The sequence below is a fragment of the Klebsiella sp. GL120222-02 genome, from assembly GCF_003097195.1.
GTDB lineage: Bacteria > Pseudomonadota > Gammaproteobacteria > Enterobacterales > Enterobacteriaceae > Klebsiella > Klebsiella variicola.
Window position 1 is genome coordinate 1 of the sequence record NZ_QEQO01000004.1, and the last position, 26947, is coordinate 26947.

The window sequence follows — 26947 nt, forward strand, 5'->3', positions numbered from 1 at the left end:
AGTTCGGTCCCTATCTGCCGTGGGCGCTGGAGAATTGAGGGGGGCTGCTCCTAGTACGAGAGGACCGGAGTGGACGCATCACTGGTGTTCGGGTTGTCATGCCAATGGCACTGCCCGGTAGCTAAATGCGGAAGAGATAAGTGCTGAAAGCATCTAAGCACGAAACTTGCCCCGAGATGAGTTCTCCCTGAGACTTTAAGTCTCCTGAAGGAACGTTGAAGACGACGACGTTGATAGGCCGGGTGTGTAAGCGCAGCGATGCGTTGAGCTAACCGGTACTAATGAACCGTGAGGCTTAACCTTACAACGCCGAAGCTGTTTTGGCGGATTTGAGAGAAGATTTTCAGCTCTGATTCAGAGTCCGAAGGATTTTGCGCTGAGACAAGGCGGCAAACGAGGCGATGGAAGGAGCATACATAAGTATGTGACTGACACTCGCGAGAGCAGCCAACGCAGTATGAGCGCAAAAGACACAGGACGAGCACAAAGAATTTGCCTGGCGGCACTAGCGCGGTGGTCCCACCTGACCCCATGCCGAACTCAGAAGTGAAACGCCGTAGCGCCGATGGTAGTGTGGGGTCTCCCCATGTGAGAGTAGGGAACTGCCAGGCATCAAATTGCAGTAAGCCGGGGTGACAACCGGTGGTAATAAAGCGAAGAAATTCGGTGGAGCGGTAGTTCAGTCGGTTAGAATACCTGCCTGTCACGCAGGGGGTCGCGGGTTCGAGTCCCGTCCGTTCCGCCACTTATTAAGAGCCCTGAGCATTTGCTCAGGGCTTTTTTGTTTGATCTGTTCTCTATTATTGCTAATTCAGCAAAAATCCTCTGCATTAATCGCTCTTTTTCTCCTCCACACCATCAGCCATAATTTCATCCGTTAACCGAAATGAAGAAATAACGAGGAAAATCATGGCAATCCCTGCATTTGGTCTTGGCACCTTCCGTCTGAAAGATGATGTTGTTATCGCATCCGTAAAAACCGCGCTGGAGCTGGGCTATCGTGCTATCGACACCGCGCAAATCTATGACAACGAAGCCGCGGTGGGTCAGGCCATCGCCGAAAGCGGCGTGCCGCGTGATGAGCTGTTCATCACGACCAAAATCTGGATCGAAAACCTGAGCAAAGACAAACTCATCGCCAGCCTGAAAGAGAGCCTGCAGAAGCTGCGCACTGACTATGTTGATCTCACGCTGATCCACTGGCCGTCACCGAACGATGCGGTAGCTGTTGAAGAGTTTATGGCAGCCCTGATGGAAGCGAAGAAGCTGGGGCTGACCCGTCAGATCGGTATCTCCAACTTCACTATTCCACTGATGGAGCGCGCGATTGCCGCCGTTGGCGCTGAGAATATCGCGACTAACCAGATTGAGCTCTCGCCGTATCTGCAAAACCGTAAAGTGGTCGATTGGGCGCGTGAGCACGGCATCCATATCACCTCTTACATGACGCTGGCCTACGGTAAGGCACTGAAAGATGAAGTGATTGCCCGCATCGCGGCGAAACATGGTGCGACCCCAGCGCAGGTTATCCTGGCATGGGCGATGGGCGAAGGCTATGCGGTTATCCCATCGTCCACCAAACGTGACAACCTGGCCAGCAACCTGAAAGCGCAGGATCTGCAGCTGGATGATGAAGATCGTAAAGCGATCGCCGCACTCGACTGCAACGATCGTCTGGTGAGTCCGGAAGGTCTGGCTCCACAGTGGGATTAATCTCCCGCTTTCGGCATGCCGTTCGCACTGCCGTCTGAGACGATATTACGACAGCTCCTTCGGGAGCTGTTTGACGTGCTCACTTAGAAAGTCAATAAATGCCCTGATGCGCGTGCTGACCGCCCGGTCGCTGTAGTACACCGCACTGAATGGCATCTCCACCGGCAAGCGTTTGTCGGCAAGTAACTCCACAAACTCCCCACGGCCAATCTCTTTATCCACCATATAATCCGACAAACAGGCTATGCCGTTACCGGTCAGACACAGTTGCTTGAGCGTTTCACCGCTATTGGAGGACACCGCCGATTCGATCTCTAACAGCTGACCATCGCAACAGGAGACCGGCCAGGTATTCAGCGATACCGGCTCGGTGAACCCGAGGCAGTGATGCTGTTTCAGATCGGACGGATGCTGCGGCATACCGTAGCGCGCGACATAGTCTGGTGAGGCGACGATCTTACGATAGCTGGTAAATAGCGGTCGGGCGCGCAGGCTGGAATCCGTTAAGGTCCCGGCCCGAATGGCCACATCCACTTTTCGTTCAATCAGGTTAATAAACGTCTCTGAAGAGACGAGCGACAGCGTCATTTCCGGGTAGCGCTCGCGAAATGGCTTCACCAGCGGTATGAGAAAATGCAGCATCACCGGCGTCGCGGCATCCACCCGCAGCAGGCCCCGCGGCGTTGTGCGCGTTTCCAGCAGGTCATTCTCTGCTGCCGCCATTTCCTGCAAGACCACCTGCATCCGGCGAAAATAGCGCTCGCCTTCCTCCGTCAGACTGAGCTGGCGGGTGGTCCGATTGAGCAGGCTTACGCCTAGCTTTGATTCCAGCTTCTTGACCGCCCGGCTGACGGCAGAGTTGGCCTGTCCGAGCTGCTCGGCCGCCCGGCTGAAACTTCCGCTTTCCACCACCGCCACAAAGATGGCGATCTCCTCTGATGTGGCTCTCATTATTGCACCTGTAGCAAAATTCTATTGATACTTTGATAGTTTTGTTATTTATACAACCCTTCATACTACGTGTCATCTTAATCCTGATGCTACGGAGTAAATTATGCCACTGGCGCTATTTGCCTTAACTATCGGTGCCTTCGCAATTGGCACCACTGAATTTGTGATTGTCGGCCTGGTCCCGACTATCGCGCAACAACTCTCTATCTCTCTGCCTTCGGCGGGACTGCTGGTCTCTATCTACGCGCTGGGCGTGGCGATTGGCGCTCCGGTGCTAACGGCGTTAACGGGGCGTATGCCGCGTAAACAGCTGCTGCTGGCGTTGATGGTCCTGTTTACGGCGGGTAATGTGCTGGCCTGGCAGGCCCCGGGCTATGAAACGCTGATCCTGGCGCGATTGCTGACCGGTCTGGCACACGGCGTGTTCTTCTCTATTGGCTCGACAATCGCCACCAGCCTGGTGGCAAAAGAGAAAGCCGCCTCAGCTATCGCTATTATGTTCGGCGGCCTGACGGTCGCGCTGGTCACCGGGGTGCCGTTCGGGACTTTCATCGGTCAGCATTTTGGCTGGCGGGAAACGTTCCTCGCGGTATCGATTCTGGGCGTGATTGCGCTTATCAGCAGTCTGCTTCTGGTACCGAATAATATTCCGGGCCGCGCCAGCGCCAGCCTGCGCGATCAGATGAAAGTCTTAACTCATCCTCGCCTGCTGATGATCTACGCCATTACCGCGCTGGGCTATGGCGGCGTATTTACCGCCTTTACTTTTCTTGCTCCGATGATGCAGGAGCTGGCCGGTTTCAGTCCGTCTACGGTTAGCTGGATCCTGTTGGGTTACGGTGTCTCGGTCGCTATTGGCAATGTGTGGGGAGGCAAACTGGCCGATAAGCATGGCGCCGTCTCCGCGCTGAAGTTTATCTTCGCCGCGCTGGTTGTGCTGCTGCTGGTCTTCCAGTTGACCGCCAGCATCCACTATGCTGCGCTGGCAACGGTGCTGGTAATGGGTATTTTCGCCTTCGGCAACGTGCCGGGTCTGCAGGTATACGTGGTGCAAAAAGCCGAACAGTATACGCCTGGCGCCGTCGACGTCGCTTCCGGCCTGAATATTGCCGCCTTCAATATTGGTATTGCGCTGGGATCCATCGTCGGCGGGCAGACGGTTGAACGGTATGGTCTGGCGCAGACGCCGTGGATTGGTGCGGTGATTGTGCTGGTCGCCCTGCTGTTGGTGGTGCTGAGCGGTCGTTTAGATAAATCGCCGCGCCGTTCGGCAGCGGTTTCTCTCGAAGGCTAAGGGTTTATCGCAAATTGCATTGAAAGTGGATGGGAAAATCCCTATAACAGAAGAACCAGTCGTTGTTGGGCTGGTTTCTGTTATTGAGGATTGATGCCCAAATTGCGAAAGAATACCTATGCCATGCGCTACGTCGCCGGACAACCTGCGGAGAGGATATTGCCTCCGGGGGCGTTTGCGGGCGTGAGTCCGGTTTATCCTGCCGGCACGCCGTTAAGCAGCGATGAAAAGATCCGCGTGCTGGTATGGAATATCTTCAAGCAGCAGCGCGCAGAGTGGCAGTCGGTCCTCAAAAATTTCGGCAAAGATGCGCATTTGGTCCTGTTGCAGGAGGCGCAAACTACCCCAGAACTGGTCAGGTTCGCGACTTCAAACTATCTGGCCGCCGATCAGGTACCGGCGCTGGTATTGCCGCAGCATCCTTCCGGCGTGATGACGCTGGCCTCTGCTCACCCCATCTATTGCTGTCCGCTGCGCGAGCGCGAGCCTATTTTGCGATTGCCGAAATCGGCGTTAGTGACCGTTTATCCGCTGCCCGATGCGCGGCTGCTGATGGTGGTCAACATCCATGCGGTCAACTTTAGCCTTGGCGTCGATGTCTACAGCAAGCAGTTGCTGCCGATCGGCGATCAGATCGCCCATCACAGCGGGCCGGTGATTATGGCCGGGGACTTCAATGCCTGGAGCCGGCCGCGAATGAACGCGTTGTACCGCTTTGCGCGTGAGATGTCGTTACGCGAAGTTCGTTTCTCTGACGATCAGCGCCGCCGTGCGTTTGGTCGTCCGCTCGATTTTGTGTTCTATCGTGGGTTAAGCGTGCACGATGCTTCCGTGCTGGTGACCCGCGCCTCCGATCACAACCCGCTACTAGTCGAATTCAGTCCCGGCAAGCCTGATTAATTTAAGGTATGTCAGGCCTGCCATCGGGCAGGTCTGCGTTCAGCACGATGCTGCCCTAAATTACTCACACAACCGAAGGACAACACAATGACAACACGCTCTCACCATGACAACGTCGAAAAGCAGTTCGGCTCCCAGGCCAGCGCCTATTTGACCAGCGCCGTGCACGCCTCCGGGCGCGATCTGCAGCGGCTGGCTGAACGGCTGGCCGATTTCCCTCAGGCGAAAGTGCTGGATATGGGCTGCGGGGCAGGGCACGCCAGCTTTACCGCGGCGGGACAGGTTGCCGAGGTGACCGCCTATGATTTATCAAGCCAGATGCTGGAAGTGGTTACCGCGGCGGCAAAAGAGAAAGGCTTTAGCAATATCGTGACCCAGCAGGGATATGCTGAAACGCTGCCGTTCGCTGATGCCAGCTTTGATGTGGTGATTAGCCGCTACTCCGCGCACCACTGGCATGATGTCGGCCAGGCGCTGCGTGAGGTGAAACGTGTTCTCAAGCCGGGCGGGGTGATGATCATAATGGACGTGATGTCGCCGGGTCATCCGGTACGTGATGTCTGGTTGCAGACCGTGGAAGCGCTGCGCGATACCTCGCACGTGCGTAATTATTCCAGCGGCGAGTGGCTGGCGCTGGCCAATGACGCAGGCCTGGTGATTAATCATTTATCGACCGATCGCCTGCCGCTGGAGTTCAGCTCATGGGTGGCGCGGATGCGCACCCCAGAGGCGCTGGTAGAAGCGATTCGCTTATATCAGCAGAGCGCTTCGGCGGAGGTCAAAGCCTACTTCGAATTACAGCAGGACGGGTCGTTTACCAGCGATACCATCCTGTTCGAAGCGCATAAAGCGGTTTAATACGGGCAACAAAAAAGGCACCGGGGGAAGTCGGTGCCTTTTTATCGAACCCTGACGTATCAGGACTCTGGTCGATCGCTGTTTTTCACAAACAGCGTTAGCTGATCGCCAGGCCGCAGATTGTCGGTATCGCTGTTCCAGCGCATCACGTCGCGAATATTAACACCGTGACGCTTGGCGATGCTCGACAGCGAATCACCTTTGCGAACACGATAGGTGATGCTATCGCTGTTGTTCGCCAGGCGCTGTGCGCTGCTACCTGCGCCGACAACCAGACTCTGCCCGACTTTTAACCCTGAACCGCGCAGATTGTTCCACTGCTGCAAATCCCGGGTCGTGACGCCGAGACGCGAAGCAATCCCGGAAATCGTGTCGCCAGAGCGTACCTTATAGCTACGGCTGGTCAGCGGCGTATTGTCCGCGAGCTGCGTTGGCTGCACGGCGGCAATGTCGCCAGAGGCCAGCGATTCACGCAGCTGAGCGGCGTGCTTCTGCGGCACCATGACGTACTTTGGCCCACTCGCGCCCAGCGTTGACCCCTTTACGCCAGCGTTGAAGGTTTTCAGTTTGCTGACCGGCATTCCTGCCATGTCCGCGAGCTGAGAAATATCAACCGGGTTGTCGAGGCGAACGCGCGCCAGCGCACGGCTTTCATCGGCCGTGGGCAGCTTTACGCCGTAACGCTTGCTGTTTTTGAGAATGTCGCTCAATGCCAGCATTTTCGGTACGTAGATTTTCGTTTCATGCGGCAGAGACAGCGACCAGAAATCGGTGGGTTTACCACGCGAACGGTTCGCTTTTACTGCTTTCATGACCCGACCTTCGCCGCTGTTATAGGCTGCGACCGTTAATAACCAGTCGCCGTCGAACATTTTGTTCAGACGTTGCATCATGTCCAGCGCCGCGGTAGTAGATGCGACGACGTCACGACGCGCATCGTAACTGCGGGTCTGTTTTAAACCATAATTGCGCCCTGTGCTCGGAATGATCTGCCAAATGCCTGCGGCATTGGCGCCAGACGTCGCGTGTGGGTCAAAAGCGCTCTCCACTATGGGTAGTAATACCAGTTCCATTGGCATGTTACGTTTCTTAACCTGCCCGGCTATCCAGTACATATACGGCTCTGCCCGTAAAGTTACATCGTGGAGATAGCTCTTATTTCTTAAGTACTTCTGTTTCTGTTCGCGAATCCGGGGATTATCCGGTATTCCCATCTTTAGCTCGTCGCCTATGGAAGTCCACAGATCCTGGTCTTGCGCGTAGAAGGTTCCATCATCTAACCAGCGCGCTTGACTTGTGAACTTACCTGCTTCCCCTTGACCAGCCGCAGAAAGGCTCTGTGCTCGCTGTTCGACGGTGCCATCGTGCTTAGACGCCTGGCACCCCACCAGCAGGACAGAGGCGAGTAATATCGCTCGTGCCTTCATGTGTGTGTCAATAGTTGCTTAAAAGACGACCAAGGATAACGGCGAAGTTGGCCGATGACAAGAATTAAATATCAGAAGTCGTCTTTCTTTGACCTTAACCATGCAAATCGCGCCACAGAGTGTTGCAAATTTGTTTCTTGGTTAATTTTATCAATTAAATCAATATCATTTACGCGTAAAAATAAATTTATACGACGCTCATTTTTCAGAGTTACGGGTAGTGTTTTTTGTTTTTTTGCACGTAACTCATTAACTTTATGATAGTAATCGTTTATGTCCCTATCATCTGGCAGGATACTCAATGCAAACTTCATATTCGCTAACGTATATTCATGTGCGCAACATATGAGGGTTTCTTCAGGAAGGGCGTTAATTTTCATAAATGATTGATACATCTGCTCTGCAGTACCTTCGAAGAGCCTTCCGCAGCCGCCGGAGAACATTGTGTCGCCACAAAACAGATAAGGTTCGCTGTAGTAACAGATATGTCCTAATGTGTGACCTGGCGTAGAGAAAATGGAAAAATCGTGCCCGAGAATTGACAGCCGATCGCCATCGCCTACCACCTGAGTGACTCCCTTATCCTGGGTTTCCGCCGGCCCGTAAACCACTATAGAAGGGAATTTTTCACGTAATTGTTTTACGCCGCCGACGTGATCCTGATGGTGATGGGTTAGTAAAATGGCTTCGGGCTGCCATTGGTTTTCCTCAATGGCCGCCAGAACCGGCGCGGCTTCTCCTGGGTCAACGATGATGCAGCGGCCGTTATTCTCACTGAGAACCCAGATGTAGTTGTCCTGAAACGCGGGAATACTGATAAGATTCATAAATTACCTCTAAAGCGTAGCGGAAGGTGGCAATGAAGCCGGCAAGGATACCTCACACAGTGACAGCGCCTGAGCATTGGTCCAGTATGCCGTGGGGCGAATACTATCGCGAAACGCTGGAGCAGCAGATGAAACCGTGGCTGGCTAAATTATATGGCTTTCATCTGCTTAAGATTGGCAATCTGAGCGCGGAAATCAATACTGAAGCTTGCGCCATCTCGCACCAGGTCAATGTCTCGCTGGCAGGAAATCCGATGCAGGTTCGGGCCGATCCGCTGCATTTACCCTTTGCCGAAAAGTCCGTCGACGCCTGCCTGCTGGCGCACACCCTGCCGTGGTGTAGCGATCCGCATCGTCTGCTGCGGGAAGCCGATCGTGTACTGATCGATGATGGCTGGATGATCCTGACCGGGTTTAATCCGGTCAGCCTGATGGGGTTGCGTAAGCTGGTGCCGCTCCTGCGCAACGGTACGCCTTATAATAGCCGTATGTTTACGCTGATGCGCCAGCTGGACTGGCTGTCGCTACTCAACTTTGAAGTGCTGCATTATGGGCGTTACCAGGTTTTACCCTGGTCGCGCCACGGCGGCAAACTGCTGAGCACCCATCTGCCGGCGCTGGGCTGTTTGCAATTGATTGTCGCCCGCAAACGGACCATTCCGCTGACGCTCAATCCGATGAAATCCGGTAAAGCGAAAACCCAGCTGCGGCCGGCAGTCGGCGCCACCCGGCAGTGGCGCAAGGGGCAGAATTAGCTCTCCGGTTGGTAACCGATGTCGTCCTGAGTGGGATGGGAGGCCGCCGCGCGGGCCAGCTCGTCGCAGCGTTCGTTTTCTGGATGGCCGGCGTGGCCCTTCACCCACTCCCATTTGATCTTATGCTGGCCAAGCGCAGCATCCAGCCGCTGCCAGAGGTCGACATTCTTTACCGGTTTTTTCTCTGCCGTTTTCCAGCCGCGCTTTTTCCAGTTGTGGATCCACTGGGTGATCCCCTGGCGGACATACTGGCTGTCGGTGCTGAGCACCACCTCACAATGCTCTTTTAACGCTTCGAGAGCGACGATTGCCGCCATCAGTTCCATGCGGTTATTGGTGGTCAGACGGTAGCCGGCGCTAAAGGTTTTTTCGTGCTGGCGGTAGCGCATGATGGCGCCGTAACCGCCGGGTCCTGGATTTCCCAGGCAAGAGCCGTCGGTGAAAATTTCTACCTGTTTGAGCATCTCTGGTAGACTTCCTGTAATTGAAATCGATTTGTAAACGATAAGTCTGACATAAATGACCGCTATGAGCACTGCAATTACGCGCCAGATTGTTCTCGATACCGAAACCACCGGTATGAACCAGATCGGGGCGCACTACGAAGGACACAAGATTATCGAGATCGGCGCCGTGGAGGTGATCAACCGCCGCCTGACCGGTAACAATTTCCATGTCTATCTGAAGCCCGATCGGCTGGTGGATCCTGAAGCATTCGGCGTGCACGGGATCGCCGATGAGTTCCTGCTGGACAAACCCACCTTTGCCGACGTGGCTGATGAGTTTATGGATTACATCCGCGGCGCGGAGCTGGTGATCCATAACGCCTCGTTCGATATCGGCTTTATGGATTATGAGTTCGGTAAGCTGAACCGCGGCATTGGAAAAACCGAGACCTTTTGTAAAATCACCGACAGTCTGGCGCTGGCGCGGAAAATGTTCCCCGGCAAGCGCAACAGTCTGGATGCGTTATGTTCGCGCTACGAAATAGATAACAGCAAGCGTACGCTGCACGGGGCATTACTCGATGCCCAGATCCTTGCCGATGTCTATTTGATGATGACCGGCGGCCAGACGTCGATGGCGTTCTCTATGGAAGGCGAAAGCCAGCAGCAGGCGGGAGAGATGGGCATTCAGCGCGTCGTCCGCGCCGCCAGCCAGTTACGGGTAGTTTATGCCTCTGATGAAGAACTGGTGAACCATGAATCCCGCCTCGATCTGGTACAAAAGAAAGGCGGAAGCTGCCTGTGGCGTGCCTGATAACCACTAAAATGGATTAAAAGTAGGCGGTTGGGCGATTTTTGCAGCAAACGATTCAAAACGGTAGAAAAAGCGTTGACGGGGTAGAGGGGAATCCGTAATATTCGCCTCGTTCCCAACGGAACAACAACGCGGAGCGGTAGTTCAGTCGGTTAGAATACCTGCCTGTCACGCAGGGGGTCGCGGGTTCGAGTCCCGTCCGTTCCGCCACTATTAAGAAAGCCTGAATCAGCAATGATTCAGGCTTTCGTCGTTTTCGTCGCCGAATTTCAGCGCGCCTCTTGTTCCTCCTGCATACACTGCATGAATACCCGCATCGCCGGACTGATTGCTTTCCCGGCGTGATGGGCGCAGAGCGCATGGATCGTCAGCGGCGTCTCGCTGAACGGCAGCTCGACCAGCGTCCCGCGTTTGAGTTCCTCCTCTACCGCAAAGCGCGGCAGGAAGCTCACCCCAAGATTGCCCGCCACGCACTGCTTGATGCTTTCAATACTCCACAGTTCGATGGTGTTCTCCATGGTAATGCCGCGCTGGCGCAGGGTACTTTCAAAAATCTGCCGGAACACGCACTGGGGTTCGTTGATGATAAAGCTCAATGGGATATGCTGCCGCGGGCGCAGGAAGTCGACCGGCGCCTGATCGACTGACGCGACCAGCGCCAGCGGCTGCGGGCCAAGTTCCATCATGGTGAGCGCATCATCGTTGCCAACCCGGTAAAACACCCCCAGGTCGACTTCGTCAGCGAGCAGCGCATCACGGATGCTGTAGCAATTGAGTGACTGCAGTGACAGGCGGACCTTCGGGGCGCGTTGCTTAAAACGCTGCAGCACCGGCGGCATTTTGTACGCCAGCAGGGTTTCACCAGTGGCGACGCGAAGTTCGCCGCCGGGTTCATCGTCCTGGCGCGCCGCCTGGCGAATCGACGCCATCACTTTGGTCAGATCGTAGACGTGCGGCAGGACATTTTTACCCGCGGCGGTGAGACACATCCGCCGGCCAATTTTCTCAAACAGCGGGATGGCAAGCTCCTGCTCAAGCTGCTGGATATGAAAGGTTACGGTGGACTGGGTGCAGCACAGTTTCTGCGAGGCGCGCAGAAAGGATCCTTCTTCGACAACCGTTTTGAAGGTGATAAAGCGTCGCAGATCCATATTTCCTCTTTATATCAACATTCTCGAATTCAGAATGAAAAAACATTCATTTTTTTAAATTATCAGCTTCGGGTACTGTCTGCCAGTCAAGAGGAGAAAACACGTGACACCTACCCTGATTAGCGCCTTTTTAACTTACACCCTGATCACCGCCCTGACGCCCGGGCCGAATAATATTCTGGCGCTGAGCAGCGTCACCGCGCACGGCTTTCGACGGAGCATGCGGGTTCTGGCCGGCATGAGCCTGGGGTTTGTGATCATCATGCTGATTTGTGCCGGGCTGACGTTCACTCTCGTTACCCTGGATGAGGGGATAACCTCCCTGCTACGCTGGGTCGGCGCAGGGTATATCCTGTGGCTGGCCTGGCACATTGCCCGCAGCGACCCGGCCAGCGGTGGGCCGGAGGAGCGGCCTGTCAGCTTCTGGGCCAGCCTGGGGCTGCAGTTTGTGAATGTAAAAATTATCCTGTACGGCATCACGGCCCTGTCGACCTTTGTTCTGCCGGTGACTCGCGAGCCATTCTGGCTGGTGATGATAAGCCTGTTGCTATCAGTAATAGGCGTTGCCGGCAATCTTTGCTGGGCGCTGGCCGGTCATCTGTTTCAGCCGGTGTTCGAACGCCATGGAAGAGGGTTAAATCTGCTGCTGGCGCTGCTGCTGGTCTGGTGCGCGGTACGAATGTTTATGGAATGAATTAAGGGAGCGTAACGCTCCCTTGAGGTTATTTATCCTGCGGCAGGGCGGGTTGCCCTTCATTTACCCAGGTCATGAAGATCCGATAACCGATGGCCAGCAGGGTGGCGCCGAGAAACATACCGAGAATGCCGTTAGAGGCCATTCCGCCGAGGGCGCCCAGCAGCACTACCGGCATTGGCGCGTCGACTCCGCGCCCCAGCAGCAGAGGTTTGAGGACGTTATCGGCCATGCCGGCGACGATCAGCAGGATGGTGTAGAAGATATCCATGCCGGTACTGTGGGTGCCGAGACTCCACATTAGCGCAATGGCCGGGGCCGTCACCAGGATCACCGGCACCTGGGCAATGCCGAGGATTAGGGCCAGAATAAAGAAGATCCCGACGGCGGGAATGCTGGCCATCAGCATGATCACGCCGACCAGCAGCGCCTGGATCAATGCCACCCCGATGACGCCCTGGGCGACCGCGCGGATGGTGCTGGTGCACAGGCGGGTGAGGGTCACGCCTTTATTTTCATCGGTAATACGGATGGCAATACGCTGGGCGCTGATGGCGCCCGCTGCGCCCCAGGCCATCATAATTCCCGAGACGATAAACGAAATAATAAAGCCAATCAGCCCGCCGCCCATGCTGGCCAAAATACTGAGAAACTGTTTGGCAATGTCGCCGATTTGCGAGCGGTAATTACTGAGCAGTCCCGGGAGATCGACGGAAGCTCTCATCCACAGGGCGCTAAGCCGTTCGCCAATGATCGGTAACGCGGCAATGCGCGAGGAGGGCGGGGGAATGGTAAAGCTCTGGCTGCCCATCTTGTCTATCATGGCGCTGGCGCTTTCCGCCAACGAGGTGATCATCAGCACCGTGGGGATGACGATCAGTAAAATACCTAACAACACCAGCACCACTGACGCCAGTCCCTGTTTGCCCGCTAACAATCCGGCAAAATATTGATGTAAGGGATAGAGCGCCACGGCGAGGATCAGCGCCCAGAGCATCATATTGATAAAGGGAGAAAAGACGGTAAAACAGAATGAGGCCAGCGCCAGAATAAGCCCGAACCGAATAAACATATCGAGAAAGCGGGTGACCAGCCGTTTTTCAATCAACAGCAGATTATTATTATCCATTTTCTTTTACGCTCACATAATATTCTTACGCCAACGCTCAGCGTTGTTTAACAAAACACGCCAGCAACAGAAAATTCATGATTTACAACGCAGAAGTGAGTTGAAGGTGATCTCCGCCCATTTGGTTGTGGGGGCTTTTAATGAGTGTAGAACAGAAATGAATGGCGCCCGGCAAATATTCTGCGGTGCGCTGGCGGGCGAAATCCCGCTTTCTTTACCTGCTGAATGAGGAAGAAAGCGGAGGGAGATTAACCGAGGGTAAAAGGATCGGCATCGCGCCAGGCGGGAAATTTTTCGCGATATTCCTGGAGGGCAGCCAGCGACAATTCGGCATCAAGACGGGTGGCCTGATGCGGATCGGCAGTGGCGACAATCTCCCCCTGGGGACTGATAATCCGGCTATCGCCGCGGTAATGATGGCCGTTACCGTCAGTACCGACCCGGTTACAGCCGGCGACATAGGCCTGGTTCTCGATAGCGCGGGCGACCAGCAGCGACTGCCAGTGCAGGGAGCGCGGCGCCGGCCAGTTGGCAACATACAGCGCCAAATCATAGTCGTTCAGATTACGCGACCATACCGGAAAGCGCAGGTCGTAACAGACCAGCGGCAGGATGCGCCATCCGCGCCATTCAAAGACCACGCGTCGGTCACCAGCCTCATAATGATGGTGTTCATCGGCCATACGGAACAGGTGCCGTTTATCATAATGGTGCACCGTACCGTCGGGCTCGACCAGCAGGAAGCGGTTAACAGCGCCGTGTTCGGTTTGCAGCGCTGCGCTGCCGGCAATCAGCGCCTGGGTTTGCGCGGCCCGGGCATGCATCCACTCCACCACGTCGGCTTCGGGTAAAGACTGTTTTGCCGCTTCCATGGCAAAGCCGGTGGTGAACATCTCCGGTAAAACAATGACATCGCGCCCAATAATCCCTTCCAGTTGGCGATCAAAATGGCGCAGGTTGGCAGGGCCGTCCATCCAGACCAGCGGTTGTTGCAACAGCGTAATTTTCAGGCCAGGCACAATGGTCAACTCCATTCTCATGAGGGGGTTAGGTTAACTGTAACACCATATCAGCCTCGCGGCGGTCAGCGGAATATTTTGTTAAAAAAATGCTACTCACAGAAGCCACGGAGGAGGGGGGACGAAAAAAAGGCGGGGAAAATTCCCCGCCCGGCGTGTGATGTGGTGATTGTTTTATTATGCGGCTTCAACTTTGCGAACTTTTTCCGGCAGCTTTACCGGCTTTGTCGCCAGCTCCTCTGGCGCAAAGTCGTCGACGTTGATGCTGCGCAGGCGACTGTGCTCTGCGCGGGTCAGAGTAGCGGCTTCTTCCTGATTTATTAATCCTTTGGCCAGCGCGTTGTGTGCCAGCTCATCCAGACGGGTGAACGGCAGGTTTTTACCCAACTCTTTGCAGATCCGCTGGTGGATAGGATCGGCCGCCATCACTTCCAGCAGGGCCTCTTCCAGCAGACCAACCGGGTTATGCTCGCTCGGCGTCAGGTACTGACCGCGACCGATGCGGGAGCGAGTGGCGCTGGGCACCTGCAGAATTTTAGCGACTTTATGGTCCAGCTTATCCGACGGCGCATGATGATGACGCCCGGTCGGGAAGATGGCCACACGCATCGCACCTGCCACCAGACGGTTGGGGAAGTTTTTCAGCAGATCGTCGATGGCCTGTTCAGCCTGGTGCAGCGCATCCTGCACTCCCCAGTGAACCAGCGGCAGATCGGCTTCATTGCGTCCTTCATCGTCATAGCGTTTCAGCACCGCCGAGGCCAGATACAGCTGGCTTAACACATCCCCCAGACGCGCGGAGATACGTTCGCGACGCTTGAGGCTGCCGCCCAGTACCGCCATCGACACGTCTGACAGCAGCGCGAGGTTGGCACTCAGACGGTTCATTTGCTGATAGTAGCGACGGGTGGCGTCACGGGTCGGCGCGCTGCTGGTGCGTCCGCCGGTCAGGCCCAGCCAGAAACTCCGGACTTTGTTACTGCCGACATGGCCGATGTGTTTGAACAGCAGCTTATCGTAGGCGTTCAGGTCGTTATTCTGCGCGGCGGCCATCTCTTCCAGCACGTAAGGGTGGCAGCGAATAGCCCCCTGACCGAAGATCATCATGCTGCGGGTCAGAATGTTTGCGCCTTCAACGGTGATGGCGATCGGCGCGCCCTGGTAAGCCCGGGCGAGGAAGTTACCTTCGCCCAGCATAATGCCTTTCCCGCCGGTAATATCCATCGCGTCGATAATGGAGCGCTGGCCGCGGTGGGTACAGTGATATTTCACAATCGCGGACAGCACTGCCGGTTTCTCGCCGAGCATAATGCCGTAGGTGATCAGCGACGCCGCGGCGTCCATCACATAGGCGTTACCCGCGATGCGCGCCAGCGCCTCTTCAATCCCTTCCATTTTGCCGATCGATATTTTGAACTGACGGCGAATGTGGGCGTAGGCGCCGGTCGCCATGGCGACGGATTTCAGGCCGCCGGTGGCGTTGGAAGGCAGGGTAATACCGCGGCCCACGGACAGACATTCAACCAGCATGCGCCAGCCCTGACCGGCCATGCTCGGGCCGCCGATGATGTAATCGATCGGCACGAAGATATCCTTGCCGCGGGTTGGGCCGTTCTGGAACGGGACGTTCAGCGGGAAGTGGCGACGGCCAATTTCCACGCCCGGCGTTGAGGTGGGGATCAGCGCGCAGGTGATGCCCAGCTCTTCCTCGCCGCCCAGCAAACGGTCCGGGTCAGAGAGTTTGAAGGCCAGCCCCAGCACGGTGGCGATTGGCGCCAGCGTGATATAGCGTTTGTTCCAGGTCAGGCGCATCCCCAGCACCTGTTGACCCTGCCAGTCGCCCATGCACACCACGCCGGTATCCGGAATAGCGCCGGCGTCAGAGCCCGCTTCCGGACTGGTCAGTGCGAAGCAGGGGATTTCCAGGCCGCGCGCCAGACGCGGCAGATAATGATTCTTCTGTTCTTCGGTACCGTAATGCTGCAGCAGTTCGCCCGGGCCCAGCGAGTTCGGGACGCCGACGGTGATCGCCAGGATGCCGGAGACGCCAGAGAGTTTCTGTAGCACTCGTGCCTGAGCGTAAGCGGAGAACTCAAGCCCGCCATACTCTTTCTTGATAATCATCGCGAAGAAGCGGTGCTCTTTCAGATAGGCCCACAGCTCGGGCGGCAGATCGGCCATTTCGTGGGTGATGGCGAAGTCGTTAGCCATCCGGCAGGCCTCTTCCACCGGGCCGTCGAGGAAAGCTTGCTCTTCGGCGGTCAGGCGCGGCTGCGGATAGTTATGCAGCTTGTTCCAGTCCGGGTTGCCGCGGAACAGATCGCCTTCCCACCAGGTGGTGCCGGCGTCGATGGCTTCTTTTTCCGTACGCGACATCGGCGGCATCACCTTGCGGAAAGCGCGAAATGCCGGTGCGGAAATCATCGATTTACGCATGGGGGCAAAGTTGAACGGCAACAAAATAATGGCCAGCGGCAGCAGCAGCCAGATATTCCACACTCCGGCTGCGCCGAGCGCCGCGGTCCAGGCGAGCAAAATCACACTGCTGAGCAGCAGGCTGACCCGGTGATAGAAGAGCGCACCGAGTAAAACGACGGTTGCAACAATACTCAAAATCATCATAGAGAAATGCTCCCTGAGCTTGTAGGAGGTCTGACCACTTGTGATGTATTGGTTGTAGTGCATGCGTTTTTATTTAGCAATGTGTTTACAAAATAATTACAACCTCGCTCACATTGTTGTATGCAAAAGCGGCACATAAAATCAAAAGGGCGGGGGATAACACTGCCTGCTGCTTCTCGCTTCGGCGGCTATCCGGTACACTGCCAGGGTTATTCCACTCATACTGAAGGATTATCCTCATGTACCAGGATCTTATTCGTAACGAACTGAACGAAGCCGCGGAAACGCTGGCTAACTTTCTGCAGGACGAAGCCAATATCCATGCTATCCAGCGTGCCGCTGTTCTGTTGGCGGATAGCTTTAAGGCGGGTGGGAAAGTGCTGTCCTGTGGTAACGGCGGTTCCCATTGCGATGCGATGCATTTTGCGGAAGAGCTGACCGGTCGTTATCGCGAAAACCGCCCGGGTTACCCGGCCATCGCGATCTCCGACGTCAGCCATCTCTCCTGCGTGAGCAATGATTTTGGCTATGAGTATGTGTTCTCCCGCTATGTTGAATCCGTCGGCCGTGCGGGCGATGTGCTGCTCGGCATCTCCACGTCAGGTAACTCCGGCAACGTGATCAAGGCCATTGAAGCCGCGCGGACGCAGGGGATGAAAGTGATCACCCTGACCGGTAAAGACGGCGGCAAAATGGCGGGTTCCGCCGATGTTGAAATACGCGTGCCGCACTTTGGCTATGCCGACCGCATCCAGGAGATCCACATCAAAGTGATCCATATCCTGATTATGCTGATCGAAAAAGAGATGGTGAAAGGCTAACAGGCAGGCGAGTGTGTACTGTTGACGGCGGCCTCGCTTTGGCGCCGTCGTGATTTGTGAGGGTGAGGTGATCTATGTGCGAACTGCTCGGGATGAGCGCCAATGTGCCAACAGATATCTGTTTTAGCTTTACCGGGCTGGTGCAGCGCGGGGGCGGGACGGGGCCGCATAAAGACGGCTGGGGCATCACCTTCTATGAAGGCAAAGGCTGTCGCACATTCAAAGATCCGCAGCCGAGCTTTCAGTCGCCGATCGCGAAACTGGTCCAGGATTACCCGATTAAGTCCTGTTCCGTCGTCGCCCATATCCGTCAGGCCAATCGCGGGATGGTGGCCCTGGAGAACACCCATCCCTTCACCCGCGAACTGTGGGGGCGCAACTGGACCTATGCGCACAACGGGCAGCTCAAAGGCTATAAATCGCTGAAAACCGGTAATTTCCATCCGGTAGGTGAAACCGACAGTGAAAAAGCGTTTTGCTGGCTGCTGCACCGTTTAACCGAGCGCTATCCGCGCACGCCGGGCAATATGCTGGGCGTTTTCAAGTATATCGCCACCCTGGCGGGTGAACTGCGTGAGAAAGGGGTGTTCAACATGCTGCTGTCGGACGGGCGCTACGTGATGGCGTTCTGCTCGACCAATCTGCACTGGATCACCCGGCGGGCGCCGTTTGGCGTGGCAAAACTGCTGGACCAGGATGTGGAGATCGACTTTCAACGCGAGACCACACCCAACGATGTGGTCACGGTTATCGCCACGCAGCCGCTGACGGCCAATGAAACCTGGCACAAGATCATGCCAGGCGAGTGGGCGTTATTTTGTCTCGGGGAGCGTGTAGTTTGAGGCCAGCTGCGGCTGAACAACCTCGTGGCTGAGCGGCTTGCTTACCACATAGCGGCCGTCGGTCACTGACACAATCGGCGGTTTGTGGGTCTGCTGGAAATAGTCATAGCCAGGCTTAAGCTGTTTCCAGAAATCTGCATAGTAGGAGTATTTGTGGCGTTCCATATTGGCGTTGGTCATGCGGAACGGATAGATACTCACCTGCACGCTTGGCTGGCCGAAGACTAAGGCGCCGGTCACAAACTGGAAGATCTCATCGATCCCGCTGTCGGTCATGGCGTAGCAGCCGACTGAGACGCAGTCGCCATGGATCATCAGGTATTTCCCTTCATAACCATGGGCGCGATCGTAGGCGTTCGGGAAGCCGATGTTAATGGCTTTATAGAAGCGGCTGTCGGGTTTGAGCTGGCTGCGGGTGACGCTATAGAACCCTTCCGGACTCTTGAAATCACCCTGACGCTGTTTCGGACCCAGGCCACCGGAATAGTTGCAGATCCGATAGCTGTCGAGGAGCTGGTAGGTTTCACCCATTTTGACGTAAAGGTCGAGCATGCGCTCTTCTTTAAAGATCTCAATGTAAACCGGTGAACCCATTAATTGCTGCTTGTATTCTTTGCTAACCGGCGTCGTCGGGCTATTGCTGCTGAGCAGCCCGGCAAATGACACGCACGGCAACAGAAGCATCGCAATAAATAATGCGATTTTGCGCATACTGCTTGTTCCTTGATAAAACAAAATAGCCACATTGCCAGGACGGCAAGAGAGACCCGAAATCAGAGTTTTCTGGATTTAGAGCGCTCACATTAGCATCACGGCATTTTTTCGCAAGGGCGACGTGGCGGCGTTTACAATTCAGCCTCACTTTATAACCCGCTTACGGCGAAAACACAGTCAGAACTTTGCGCAATAGCTCGCATTTTAGAAGCACTTATTGCCCCTCGTGCTACAGCCGCCGCTCACGAAATGTTACACTTGCGCCGGTTCATCACCAGAGTAAGAAAGGAGGCTTCTCTTCCGTCATGAGCGCCACTGGCGCCGTTTCGCCCTTTCTTCTCTGCCATTCTGTCAATAAGCTGGCCCCGGCCTGCGTCGGGGTTGAGGTTACGGATACCTGCTAACGATATGATTAAAATCACGAAAGGGCTGGATTTGCCCATAGCTGGCATGCCATTACAGCAGATCTCTCCTGCGCCAGCGGTGAAGCGCGTCGCGCTACTCGGCGAAGAGTACGTCGGGATGCGTCCCGCTATGGCGGTCAAAGAGGGCGATCGGGTCAAAAAAGGTCAGATCCTGTTCGAAGATAAAAAGACCCCCGGCGTCTACTTTACCGCCCCGGCGAGCGGGGTTGTCAGCGCCATCCACCGCGGTGAACGGCGCGTTTTACAGTCAGTGGTGATTGATATCGAGGGCAATGACGCGGTGGCCTTTACCCGTTACGCCGCGGACGCACTGGCTGAGCTGCCGCGCGACACCGTACAGCAGCAGCTGCTGGCCTCGGGCCTGTGGACGGCGCTACGCACCCGGCCATTCAGTAAAACGCCGCGCCCGGGCAGCGTGCCCGCCGCTATTTTTGTCAACGCCATGGATACCAATCCGCTGGCGGCGGAGCCGCAGCCGATTATTCTGGCCGAGCGTGCCGCCTTCGATGCCGGTCTTACCGTGCTCACGCGTCTGACCGACGGGAAAGTGCATGTCTGCCAGCCCAGCGGCGGCAAGCTGGGCGGCCATCCTGCCGGCCAGGTCTGTTTTAATCAGTTCTCCGGGCCGCACCCGGCGGGGCTGCCGGGAACGCATATTCACTTTCTGGAGCCGGTGAGCCTGAATAAACAGGTCTGGCACCTCAATTATCAGGATGCGATCGCTATCGGTCAGCTTTTCCTTGAAGGTGAGCTGAACTGCGAACGGGTGATTGCGCTCGGCGGCCCGCAGGTGAAGTCGCCGCGGCTGGTCAAAACGACGCTGGGCGCCAGCCTGGACGATCTGCTGGCGGGCGAGCTGGAGGAGGGGGAAAACCGCGTCATTTCCGGCTCGGTACTTAGCGGTACCCGTGCCCACGGCCCTCACGCTTTCCTCGGGCGTTTCCATCTGCAGGTGAGCGTGGTTCGAGAAGGTCGGGAAAAAGAGCTGTTTGGCTGGGTGATGCCGGGCAAAGAGAAGTTCTCGATTACCCGCACTACGCTAGGCCATTTCTTCAAGCGCAAGCGCTTTCATTTCTCCACGGATACTAACGGCGGCGAGCGGGCGATGGTGCCGATTGGCAACTATGAGCGGGTCATGCCGCTGGATATTCTGCCGACCATATTGCTGCGCGATCTGCTGGCCGGCGATAGCGATAGCGCCCAGGCGCTGGGCTGTCTGGAGCTGGATGAAGAAGATCTGGCGCTCTGCACCTACGTTTGTCCGGGCAAATATGAATACGGTCCGGCGCTGCGCAGCGTGTTAACCCAGATTGAGCAGGAAGGATAAGAGATGGGCTTAAAGCACCTGATTGAGAAACTTGAGCCGCATTTCACGCATGGCGGCAAGCTGGAAAAATATTACCCGCTGTATGAAGCGGCGGCGACCATCTTCTACACGCCGGGGCAGGTCACCCGCGGCGCGGCGCACGTGCGCGACGCCATCGACCTCAAGCGGATGATGATCCTCGTGTGGTTTGCCGTATTCCCGGCGATGTTCTGGGGCATGTACAACGTTGGGCTGCAGACCATTCCGGCGCTGCACAAACTGTACGGCGCCGAACAGCTGCAGCAGGTGATCGCCAACAACTGGCATTACAGCGTCGCCCAGTGGTTAGGGGTCAGCTTCAGCGCTGACGCCGGCTGGCTGAGCATGATGACCCTGGGCGCGGTCTTCTTCCTGCCGATCTATATCACCGTTTTTATCGTCGGCGGCTTCTGGGAAGTGCTGTTCGCGATTGTGCGCAAACATGAGATCAACGAAGGCTTTTTCGTTACCTCGATTCTCTTCGCGCTGATTGTGCCGCCTACGCTGCCGCTATGGCAGGCGGCGCTGGGGATCTCCTTCGGGGTGGTGATCGCTAAAGAGATTTTCGGCGGTACCGGGCGCAACTTCCTCAACCCGGCGCTGGCGGGGCGCGCGTTCCTGTTCTTCGCCTACCCGGCGCAGATTTCCGGCGACCTCGTGTGGACGGCGGCGGACGGTTTCTCCGGCGCCACGCCGCTCTCCCAGTGGGCCAGCGGCGGCGGTGAAGCGCTGGTTAACGTCGCGACCGGCATCCCGGTGAGCTGGATGGACGCCTTCCTCGGCAACATTCCCGGCTCAATTGGCGAAGTCTCCACGCTGATGATCCTGATCGGCGGCGCGATCATTCTCTTTGGCCGCGTCGCGTCCTGGCGCATCGTCGCCGGGGTGATGATCGGCATGATCGCCACCGCCACCCTGTTTAACGTTATCGGCTCCGATACCAACCCGATGTTCTCGATGCCGTGGTACTGGCATCTGGTGCTCGGCGGCTTTGCCTTCGGCATGATGTTTATGGCGACGGACCCGGTATCCGCCTCGTTTACCGATAAAGGGAAATGGAGTTACGGCGTGCTGATCGGCGTGATGTGCGTGCTGATCCGCGTGGTGAACCCGGCTTATCCGGAAGGGATGATGCTGGCGATCCTCTTCGCCAACCTCTTCGCACCGCTGTTCGATTACCTGGTGGTGCAGGCCAATATTAAGCGGAGGAAGTCGCGTGGCTGAGAAGAAAAGTAACGATAGCATCGGCAAAACGCTGCTGGTGGTGCTGGTGCTTTGTCTGGTCTGCTCCATCGTGGTAGCGGGCTCGGCCGTGGGGCTGAAATCCCGCCAGCAGGCGCAGCGGGCGCTGGATAAACAGCGCAATATCCTGGCCGTCGCCGGCCTGATACAGCCCGGGATGGATGCCGATGCGGTAGCGGAAACCTTCGCGGCGCGCATTTCGCCGCGACTGGTGAATCTGGCGACCGGCGAGCTGCTGGAGAAAGACCCGGCAAAATTTAATCAGGCCCAGGCGCTGAAGGATCCACAGCAGAGCATCGCGCTGGACGCCAGCCAGGATCCGGCCGGCATTAAGCGGCGTAGCAACCTGGCGGAAATTTATCTGGTGCGCGACGCGCAGCAACAGATTGAGCAGATGGTGCTGCCGATCTACGGCAATGGCCTGTGGTCGATGATGTACGCCTTTGTGGCGCTGGATGTCGATGGCCGCACGGTGAAAGGCATTACTTATTACGATCAGGGGGAAACCCCGGGGCTGGGCGGCGAAGTGGAGAACCCGAACTGGCGCCAGCAGTTTATTGGCAAGCAGGTGCTGGATGACAACGGCATTCCGGCACTCCGGGTGGTGAAAGGCGGCGCGCGCGCCGGTGACCTGCATGCAGTAGACGGTTTATCCGGCGCCACGCTAACGTCTAACGGCGTGCAGCACAGCTTTGATTTCTGGATGGGCGAACTGGGCTTTGGTCCGTTCCTGAAAAAAGTGCGTGAGGGAGGGCTGAATAATGGCTGAACAGAGCGATATGAAAGAGGTGAAGCGTGTGCTGGTGGGGCCGCTCATCGCCAACAACCCCATCGCCCTGCAGGTGCTGGGCGTCTGCTCCGCGCTGGCGGTAACCACTAAACTGGAAACCGCCTTCGTGATGACCATTGCGGTGACGCTGGTGACGGCGTTCTCCAGCATGTTTATCTCGATGATTCGCCACCATATTCCCAATAGCGTGCGCATCATCGTGCAGATGGCGATCATCGCCTCGCTGGTCATCGTGGTGGATCAGCTGTTGCGGGCTTTCGCTTATGAGACCTCTAAGCAGCTGTCGGTATTCGTCGGGCTTATCATCACCAACTGTATCGTGATGGGTCGCGCCGAAGCCTACGCCATGAAATCGCCGCCGCTGGCCAGCTTTATGGATGGTATCGGTAACGGTCTCGGTTACGGCGCGATCCTGATAATCGTCGGCTTCCTGCGCGAGCTTATCGGCAGCGGCAAGCTGTTCGGTATCACGGTGCTGGAGACGGTGCAGAACGGCGGCTGGTATCAGCCGAACGGCCTGTTCCTGCTGGCGCCGAGCGCATTCTTCATTATCGGTTTGCTGATCTGGGCCCTGCGTAGCTGGAAGCCTGAGCAGCAGGAAAAGGAGTAATCGATGATGGCTCATTACATTAGCCTGTTTGTCCGCGCGGTGTTCGTTGAGAACATGGCGCTGGCCTTCTTCCTCGGGATGTGTACCTTCCTCGCGGTGTCGAAAAAGGTCTCCACCGCCTTCGGCCTCGGCGTCGCAGTGACGGTGGTGCTGGGTCTTGCTGTGCCAATCAACAACCTGGTCTATAACCTGGTGCTGCGCGACGGCGCGCTGGTGGAAGGCGTAGATCTCAGCTTCCTGAACTTCATCACCTTTATCGGGGTGATTGCGGCGCTGGTGCAGATCCTCGAGATGATCCTCGATAAGTACTTCCCGGCACTCTATAACGCGTTAGGGATCTTCCTGCCGCTTATCGCCGTTAACTGCGCCATTTTCGGCGGCGTGTCGTTCATGGTGCAGCGTGATTACAACTTCCCGGAATCCATCGTCTACGGCTTCGGCTCCGGCATCGGCTGGATGCTGGCGATCGTGGCGATGGCGGGGATCCGCGAAAAAATGAAGTACGCCAACGTGCCCGCCGGTCTGCGCGGGTTAGGGATCACCTTTATCACCACCGGGTTGATGGCGCTGGGCTTTATGTCCTTCTCCGGCGTGCAGCTATAAGGGCGAATAAGTATGGAAATTATTCTTGGCGTCGTGATGTTCACGCTGATTGTGCTGGTGCTGTCGGGGCTTATCCTGGCTGCGCGCTCAAAGCTGGTGAACGCGGGCGACGTGGTTATTGAGATCAATAACGAAGCGGATAAACAGATCCGCACCCCGGCGGGTGACAAACTGCTGAACACGCTGTCCAGCAACGGTATCTTCGTCTCTTCCGCCTGCGGCGGCGGCGGCTCCTGCGGCCAGTGTCGGGTGACCATCAAAGAAGGCGGCGGCGATATTCTGCCGACCGAGCTTTCGCATATCACCAAACGCGAAGCCAAAGAAGGGTGCCGCCTGGCCTGCCAGGTGGCGGTGAAGCAGAATATGAAAATTGAGCTGCCGGAAGAGATTTTCGGCGTGAAAAAATGGGAGTGCGAGGTTATCTCTAACGATAACAAAGCCACCTTCATTAAAGAGCTCAAATTACGGGTGCCTGATGGTGAAGCGGTGCCGTTCCGCGCCGGCGGCTATATTCAGATCGAATGCCCGTCGCATAAAGTGGCCTATGCCGACTTTGATATTCCTGATGAATATCGTTCAGACTGGGACAAATTCAATCTGTTCCGCTATGTCTCTGAGGTGAAAGAGCCGACCCTGCGCGCCTACTCGATGGCTAACTATCCGGAAGAGAAGGGCATTATTATGCTCAACGTGCGCATCGCCACGCCGCCGCCGAAGGTCCCGGATGCGCCGCCGGGGATCATGTCGTCCTATATCTGGTCGCTGAAGCCTGGCGATAAGGTGACGATTTCCGGGCCGTTCGGCGAGTTCTTTGCTAAAGAGACCGACGCTGAGATGGTGTTTATCGGCGGCGGCGCCGGCATGGCGCCGATGCGCTCGCATATCTTTGATCAGCTTAAGCGGCTGCACAGCACGCGCAAAATCAGCTTCTGGTACGGCGCCCGTTCGCTGCGCGAGATGTTCTACGATGATGAGTTCGAGCAGCTGGCGCGCGACAACCCAAACTTTACCTTCCACGTCGCGCTCTCCGATCCGCTGCCGGAAGATAACTGGACCGGGCATACGGGCTTTATCCATAATGTTCTGTATGAAAACTATCTGCGCGATCACCCGGCGCCGGAAGACTGCGAATTCTATATGTGCGGGCCGCCGGTGATGAACGCCGCGGTGATAAAAATGCTCAAAGACCTGGGCGTCGAAGATGAGAACATCATGCTCGACGACTTTGGAGGCTGACGATGCTGACGGTATTTGTCGCGACCTTTGTGATTTTTGCGCTGGTGATCCTCGGCATGTCGCTGGGCTACCTGGTGAAGCGCAAGAGCATTCAGGGCAGCTGCGGCGGGATCTCGTCGCTGGGACTGGAGAAAGTCTGCGACTGTCCGGAACCGTGTGACGCGCGTAAGAAACGTCTCGCTCGCGAGGCGCAGCGTCAGCAGCGGCGTATTTTGTAATGCCCGGCGGCGCTGCGCATGCCGGACCTGCTGCTTCAGTTTTGTAGGCCGGGTCAGGCGCAGCCGCCACCCGGCGAAATAACAGCGCAACCGGAGATGTCCCTGCTCGCGCTGCGCTTAGCAGGACTACCACTTCTGTGTTATTTCCGGGCAGATTGCGCTCCCAATATTTCTTCTGCGTTATGTCACTCATGGCGCAGGGAGCGCACAGGGGGCGGCCAGTCGCCGCCGCCCCCTGTACCCCCGGGCTCCGGCCAGCAACATCGCCACTGCGTGGTACCTTCGACTTATCCCTGCAGGCTTCGGGTCGGGCCGAGGCAGCATCCCTGCAAAACACGGCCCTCAGCCCGCATCCATGCGGGCTGCCCCGGCCTTCCGGGAACGTCTCAGCGATGTTGAGGCCGCCAGCACCGGCAGTTTCAGTTGCCCCAGGCCCGGCGGTGATTTGGGACCGTAGGCCGGGTCAGGCGCTAGCCGCCACCCGGCAATAGCATGCCAGCAATGTGAGGCCGCTTTCGCGGCCTTTTTAGCCGTTGACTCCCTTACTGCCAGCTTTTCGCCTGTGCCGGAGAATCCACCATCACCCCGTCGGCACCCAGCTCCTTCGCCGTGCGGTAGTCTTCCGCACTGTTGATGCCGAAGAAAATAATGTGCGCTTTGCCCTGTGAGCGGAAGCAATCCATCGCCTCTTTATCCCAGGTGAGCGTTGCCGGGGAGATCCCTTCGCCAAGGGTAAACTTCTCCACCACCTCCACCTTGCGCTTCAGCTCCAGCCCATACCACTGCTCGCGCTCGTGCTGGCTGCTCAGTTGACACTGGTGGCTGAGTGAAATAGTCGCAAGTTTAGTGCGAGTCTCGCTGCGGGTGACGAAGCGGGGAATAGTCGATGGCAGGGCGGCGATATAGCGGTCATCGGTGGAATAGACCCGCACGCGATCGAGGCTGTCGGTGGCTTTTAACACCGCCAGCAGGCGTTCGCCCATCACCGCCGGATCGGCATCTGGAGATTTGATATCGATGTAGAAAAAAGTGTGCGGCCACTGTTGCAGCACGCTTTGCAGGGTCGGGATCGTAGCCTGCTTACCGCGCCACGGGTGGCTGTCATCCCCCCATTTCCAGCCGGCGTCGACTTTCGCCAGCTCGGCGGCGGTTAAGCTGGAGACCTTACCCTCGGCGTTGGTCAGGGCGGAGAGATCGCTTGAACGATAGAGTACCGGTACGCCGTCGCGGCTTAACTGCACCGTGACCCAGATGGCCTCAGCGTGGTTCTCCAGCGCCAGTTTAATGGCCGGCAGGGTATTTTCCGGCGCATCGCCGGTACCGCCGCGGTGGGCAATCAGCTGTGGGTTAGCTAAAGCGCTGCTGGCGGCCAGCAGGCAAAGGGCGGTGAGTCGTTTCTTCATAATTGTATCTTTCAGATTAGTTGATTAACGTTATGAAAATAAACATGATTTATTGCACTTTTATGTTGTCAGCGTTTTTTTGACCACCGGAGTAAAAA

General features: G+C 56.6%; 26 protein-coding genes, 2 tRNA genes and 2 rRNA genes. 20 read left to right on the forward strand and 10 right to left on the reverse strand.

Translation table 11 applies throughout. The annotated features are described in order from the left end of the window. The 4 genes from N438_RS13830 to dkgB form a co-directional block, all read left to right on the forward strand. Window positions 1–303 (forward strand): 23S ribosomal RNA (locus tag N438_RS13830); the annotation flags it as partial. Window positions 304–495: 192 nt separating this feature from the next. Beyond that, window positions 496–611 (forward strand): 5S ribosomal RNA (gene rrf / locus N438_RS13835). Between the two features lie 57 nt (window positions 612–668). Continuing rightward, window positions 669–745, forward strand: a tRNA-Asp gene (locus N438_RS13840). Window positions 746–909: 164 nt separating this feature from the next. After that, window positions 910–1713, forward strand: coding sequence for a 2,5-didehydrogluconate reductase DkgB (gene dkgB, locus N438_RS13845; RefSeq protein WP_012542802.1), 804 nt, complete (start codon window positions 910–912; stop codon window positions 1711–1713). A 45-nt stretch (window positions 1714–1758) separates the two neighbouring features. On the opposite strand, the gene yafC is transcribed toward dkgB, so the two are convergent. Then, window positions 1759–2664, reverse strand: coding sequence for a DNA-binding transcriptional regulator YafC (gene yafC, locus N438_RS13850; protein ID WP_044650190.1), 906 nt, complete (start codon window positions 2662–2664; stop codon window positions 1759–1761). A 103-nt stretch (window positions 2665–2767) separates the two neighbouring features. Here yafC and N438_RS13855 point away from each other — a divergent pair, with 103 nt between their 5' ends. The 3 genes from N438_RS13855 (at window position 2768) to N438_RS13865 (ending at window position 5716) form a co-directional block, all read left to right on the forward strand. Further along, the gene (locus tag N438_RS13855) at window positions 2768–3958 is read left to right on the forward strand and encodes an MFS transporter (protein WP_116696337.1); all 1191 of its coding nucleotides are present in this window, start codon (window positions 2768–2770) and stop codon (window positions 3956–3958) included. Between the two features lie 102 nt (window positions 3959–4060). Continuing rightward, window positions 4061–4858: an endonuclease/exonuclease/phosphatase family protein gene (locus N438_RS13860; protein ID WP_002889629.1), complete on the forward strand. Its 798-nt coding sequence runs from the start codon at window positions 4061–4063 to the stop codon at window positions 4856–4858. 87 nt (window positions 4859–4945) lie between these two features. Continuing rightward, complete coding sequence (locus tag N438_RS13865) at window positions 4946–5716, forward strand: class I SAM-dependent methyltransferase (RefSeq protein ID WP_008805251.1); 771 nt, start codon at window positions 4946–4948, stop codon at window positions 5714–5716. Window positions 5717–5775: 59 nt separating this feature from the next. Here N438_RS13865 and mltD read toward each other — a convergent pair whose 3' ends face one another. Together mltD and gloB are read right to left on the reverse strand one after the other, a co-directional pair. Then, window positions 5776–7143, reverse strand: coding sequence for a murein transglycosylase D (mltD, locus tag N438_RS13870; RefSeq protein WP_012542801.1), 1368 nt, complete (start codon window positions 7141–7143; stop codon window positions 5776–5778). 71 nt (window positions 7144–7214) lie between these two features. Further along, complete coding sequence (gene gloB, locus N438_RS13875; protein WP_008805253.1) at window positions 7215–7970, reverse strand: hydroxyacylglutathione hydrolase; 756 nt, start codon at window positions 7968–7970, stop codon at window positions 7215–7217. Window positions 7971–8002: 32 nt separating this feature from the next. Between gloB and N438_RS13880 the strand changes: the two genes are divergently transcribed. Then, window positions 8003–8725: a class I SAM-dependent methyltransferase gene (locus tag N438_RS13880; RefSeq protein ID WP_012968892.1), complete on the forward strand. Its 723-nt coding sequence runs from the start codon at window positions 8003–8005 to the stop codon at window positions 8723–8725. On the opposite strand, the gene rnhA is transcribed toward N438_RS13880, so the two are convergent. Further along, on the reverse strand, window positions 8722–9189 hold the full coding sequence (gene rnhA / locus N438_RS13885) for a ribonuclease HI (protein ID WP_004204620.1): 468 nt from the start codon (window positions 9187–9189) through the stop codon (window positions 8722–8724). The two genes, N438_RS13880 and rnhA, sit on opposite strands and share 4 nt — an antisense overlap. 64 nt (window positions 9190–9253) lie before the next feature. On the opposite strand from rnhA, the gene dnaQ reads away from it, so the two are divergent. Together dnaQ and N438_RS13895 are read left to right on the forward strand one after the other, a co-directional pair. Further along, window positions 9254–9985, forward strand: coding sequence for a DNA polymerase III subunit epsilon (dnaQ, locus tag N438_RS13890; RefSeq protein ID WP_004204621.1), 732 nt, complete (start codon window positions 9254–9256; stop codon window positions 9983–9985). A gap of 133 nt (window positions 9986–10118) precedes the next feature. Next, window positions 10119–10195: transfer RNA gene (locus N438_RS13895), tRNA-Asp, on the forward strand. Window positions 10196–10254: 59 nt separating this feature from the next. Here N438_RS13895 and N438_RS13900 read toward each other — a convergent pair. Further along, entirely contained in the window at window positions 10255–11136 is an 882-nt protein-coding gene (locus N438_RS13900) for a LysR family transcriptional regulator (protein ID WP_012968890.1), read from the reverse strand. Between the two features lie 103 nt (window positions 11137–11239). Here N438_RS13900 and eamB point away from each other — a divergent pair, with 103 nt between their 5' ends. Further along, window positions 11240–11830: a cysteine/O-acetylserine transporter gene (gene eamB / locus N438_RS13905; RefSeq protein ID WP_116696338.1), complete on the forward strand. Its 591-nt coding sequence runs from the start codon at window positions 11240–11242 to the stop codon at window positions 11828–11830. Between the two features lie 28 nt (window positions 11831–11858). Here eamB and N438_RS13910 read toward each other — a convergent pair whose 3' ends face one another. The 3 genes from N438_RS13910 to fadE all read right to left on the reverse strand — a co-directional run bounded on the left by N438_RS13910 (window position 11859) and on the right by fadE (window position 16600). Then, window positions 11859–12959 (reverse strand): AI-2E family transporter, encoded by a 1101-nt coding sequence (locus tag N438_RS13910; protein WP_012542797.1) that lies wholly within the window; start codon window positions 12957–12959, stop codon window positions 11859–11861. 248 nt (window positions 12960–13207) lie between these two features. After that, window positions 13208–13978: an amidohydrolase gene (locus tag N438_RS13915; RefSeq protein WP_016160335.1), complete on the reverse strand. Its 771-nt coding sequence runs from the start codon at window positions 13976–13978 to the stop codon at window positions 13208–13210. Window positions 13979–14155: 177 nt separating this feature from the next. Beyond that, a complete protein-coding gene (gene fadE / locus N438_RS13920) occupies window positions 14156–16600 on the reverse strand; it encodes an acyl-CoA dehydrogenase FadE (protein WP_116696339.1) in 2445 nt (814 codons plus the stop codon). 239 nt (window positions 16601–16839) lie between these two features. Between fadE and lpcA the strand changes: the two genes are divergently transcribed. Together lpcA and N438_RS13930 are read left to right on the forward strand one after the other, a co-directional pair. Next, entirely contained in the window at window positions 16840–17421 is a 582-nt protein-coding gene (gene lpcA / locus N438_RS13925; protein WP_023339616.1) for a D-sedoheptulose 7-phosphate isomerase, read from the forward strand. Window positions 17422–17495: 74 nt separating this feature from the next. Further along, window positions 17496–18263 carry a class II glutamine amidotransferase gene (locus N438_RS13930; RefSeq protein WP_008805262.1) on the forward strand — a complete coding sequence of 256 codons (768 nt, stop codon included), beginning with the start codon at window positions 17496–17498 and terminating at the stop codon, window positions 18261–18263. Here the strand turns inward: N438_RS13930 and dpaA are convergent. Next, the gene (dpaA, locus tag N438_RS13935) at window positions 18234–18974 is read right to left on the reverse strand and encodes a peptidoglycan meso-diaminopimelic acid protein amidase (RefSeq protein WP_008805263.1); all 741 of its coding nucleotides are present in this window, start codon (window positions 18972–18974) and stop codon (window positions 18234–18236) included. The genes N438_RS13930 and dpaA overlap by 30 nt on opposite strands. Window positions 18975–19385: 411 nt before the next feature. Here dpaA and N438_RS13945 point away from each other — a divergent pair, with 411 nt between their 5' ends. The 7 genes from N438_RS13945 to nqrM are packed head-to-tail and all read left to right on the forward strand — an operon-like array spanning window position 19386 to window position 25446. Next, window positions 19386–20729, forward strand: coding sequence for a Na(+)-translocating NADH-quinone reductase subunit A (locus tag N438_RS13945; protein ID WP_012968886.1), 1344 nt, complete (start codon window positions 19386–19388; stop codon window positions 20727–20729). A 3-nt stretch (window positions 20730–20732) separates the two neighbouring features. Continuing rightward, window positions 20733–21971 (forward strand): NADH:ubiquinone reductase (Na(+)-transporting) subunit B, encoded by a 1239-nt coding sequence (locus tag N438_RS13950; protein WP_012968885.1) that lies wholly within the window; start codon window positions 20733–20735, stop codon window positions 21969–21971. Next, on the forward strand, window positions 21964–22758 hold the full coding sequence (locus N438_RS13955) for a Na(+)-translocating NADH-quinone reductase subunit C (protein ID WP_032732553.1): 795 nt from the start codon (window positions 21964–21966) through the stop codon (window positions 22756–22758). Before N438_RS13950 ends, N438_RS13955 begins: the two co-directional genes overlap by 8 nt. After that, window positions 22751–23389 (forward strand): NADH:ubiquinone reductase (Na(+)-transporting) subunit D, encoded by a 639-nt coding sequence (locus tag N438_RS13960; protein WP_002889716.1) that lies wholly within the window; start codon window positions 22751–22753, stop codon window positions 23387–23389. Before N438_RS13955 ends, N438_RS13960 begins: the two co-directional genes overlap by 8 nt. 6 nt (window positions 23390–23395) lie before the next feature. Then, window positions 23396–23992, forward strand: coding sequence for an NADH:ubiquinone reductase (Na(+)-transporting) subunit E (gene nqrE / locus N438_RS13965; RefSeq protein WP_004177335.1), 597 nt, complete (start codon window positions 23396–23398; stop codon window positions 23990–23992). Window positions 23993–24004: 12 nt separating this feature from the next. Then, the gene (gene nqrF / locus N438_RS13970; RefSeq protein WP_008805267.1) at window positions 24005–25228 is read left to right on the forward strand and encodes an NADH:ubiquinone reductase (Na(+)-transporting) subunit F; all 1224 of its coding nucleotides are present in this window, start codon (window positions 24005–24007) and stop codon (window positions 25226–25228) included. Between the two features lie 2 nt (window positions 25229–25230). Further along, entirely contained in the window at window positions 25231–25446 is a 216-nt protein-coding gene (nqrM, locus tag N438_RS13975; protein ID WP_004204638.1) for a (Na+)-NQR maturation NqrM, read from the forward strand. 542 nt (window positions 25447–25988) lie between these two features. On the opposite strand, the gene N438_RS13985 is transcribed toward nqrM, so the two are convergent. Further along, a complete protein-coding gene (locus tag N438_RS13985; RefSeq protein WP_116696340.1) occupies window positions 25989–26849 on the reverse strand; it encodes a glycerophosphodiester phosphodiesterase family protein in 861 nt (286 codons plus the stop codon). Between the last annotated feature and the right edge of the window lie 98 nt (window positions 26850–26947).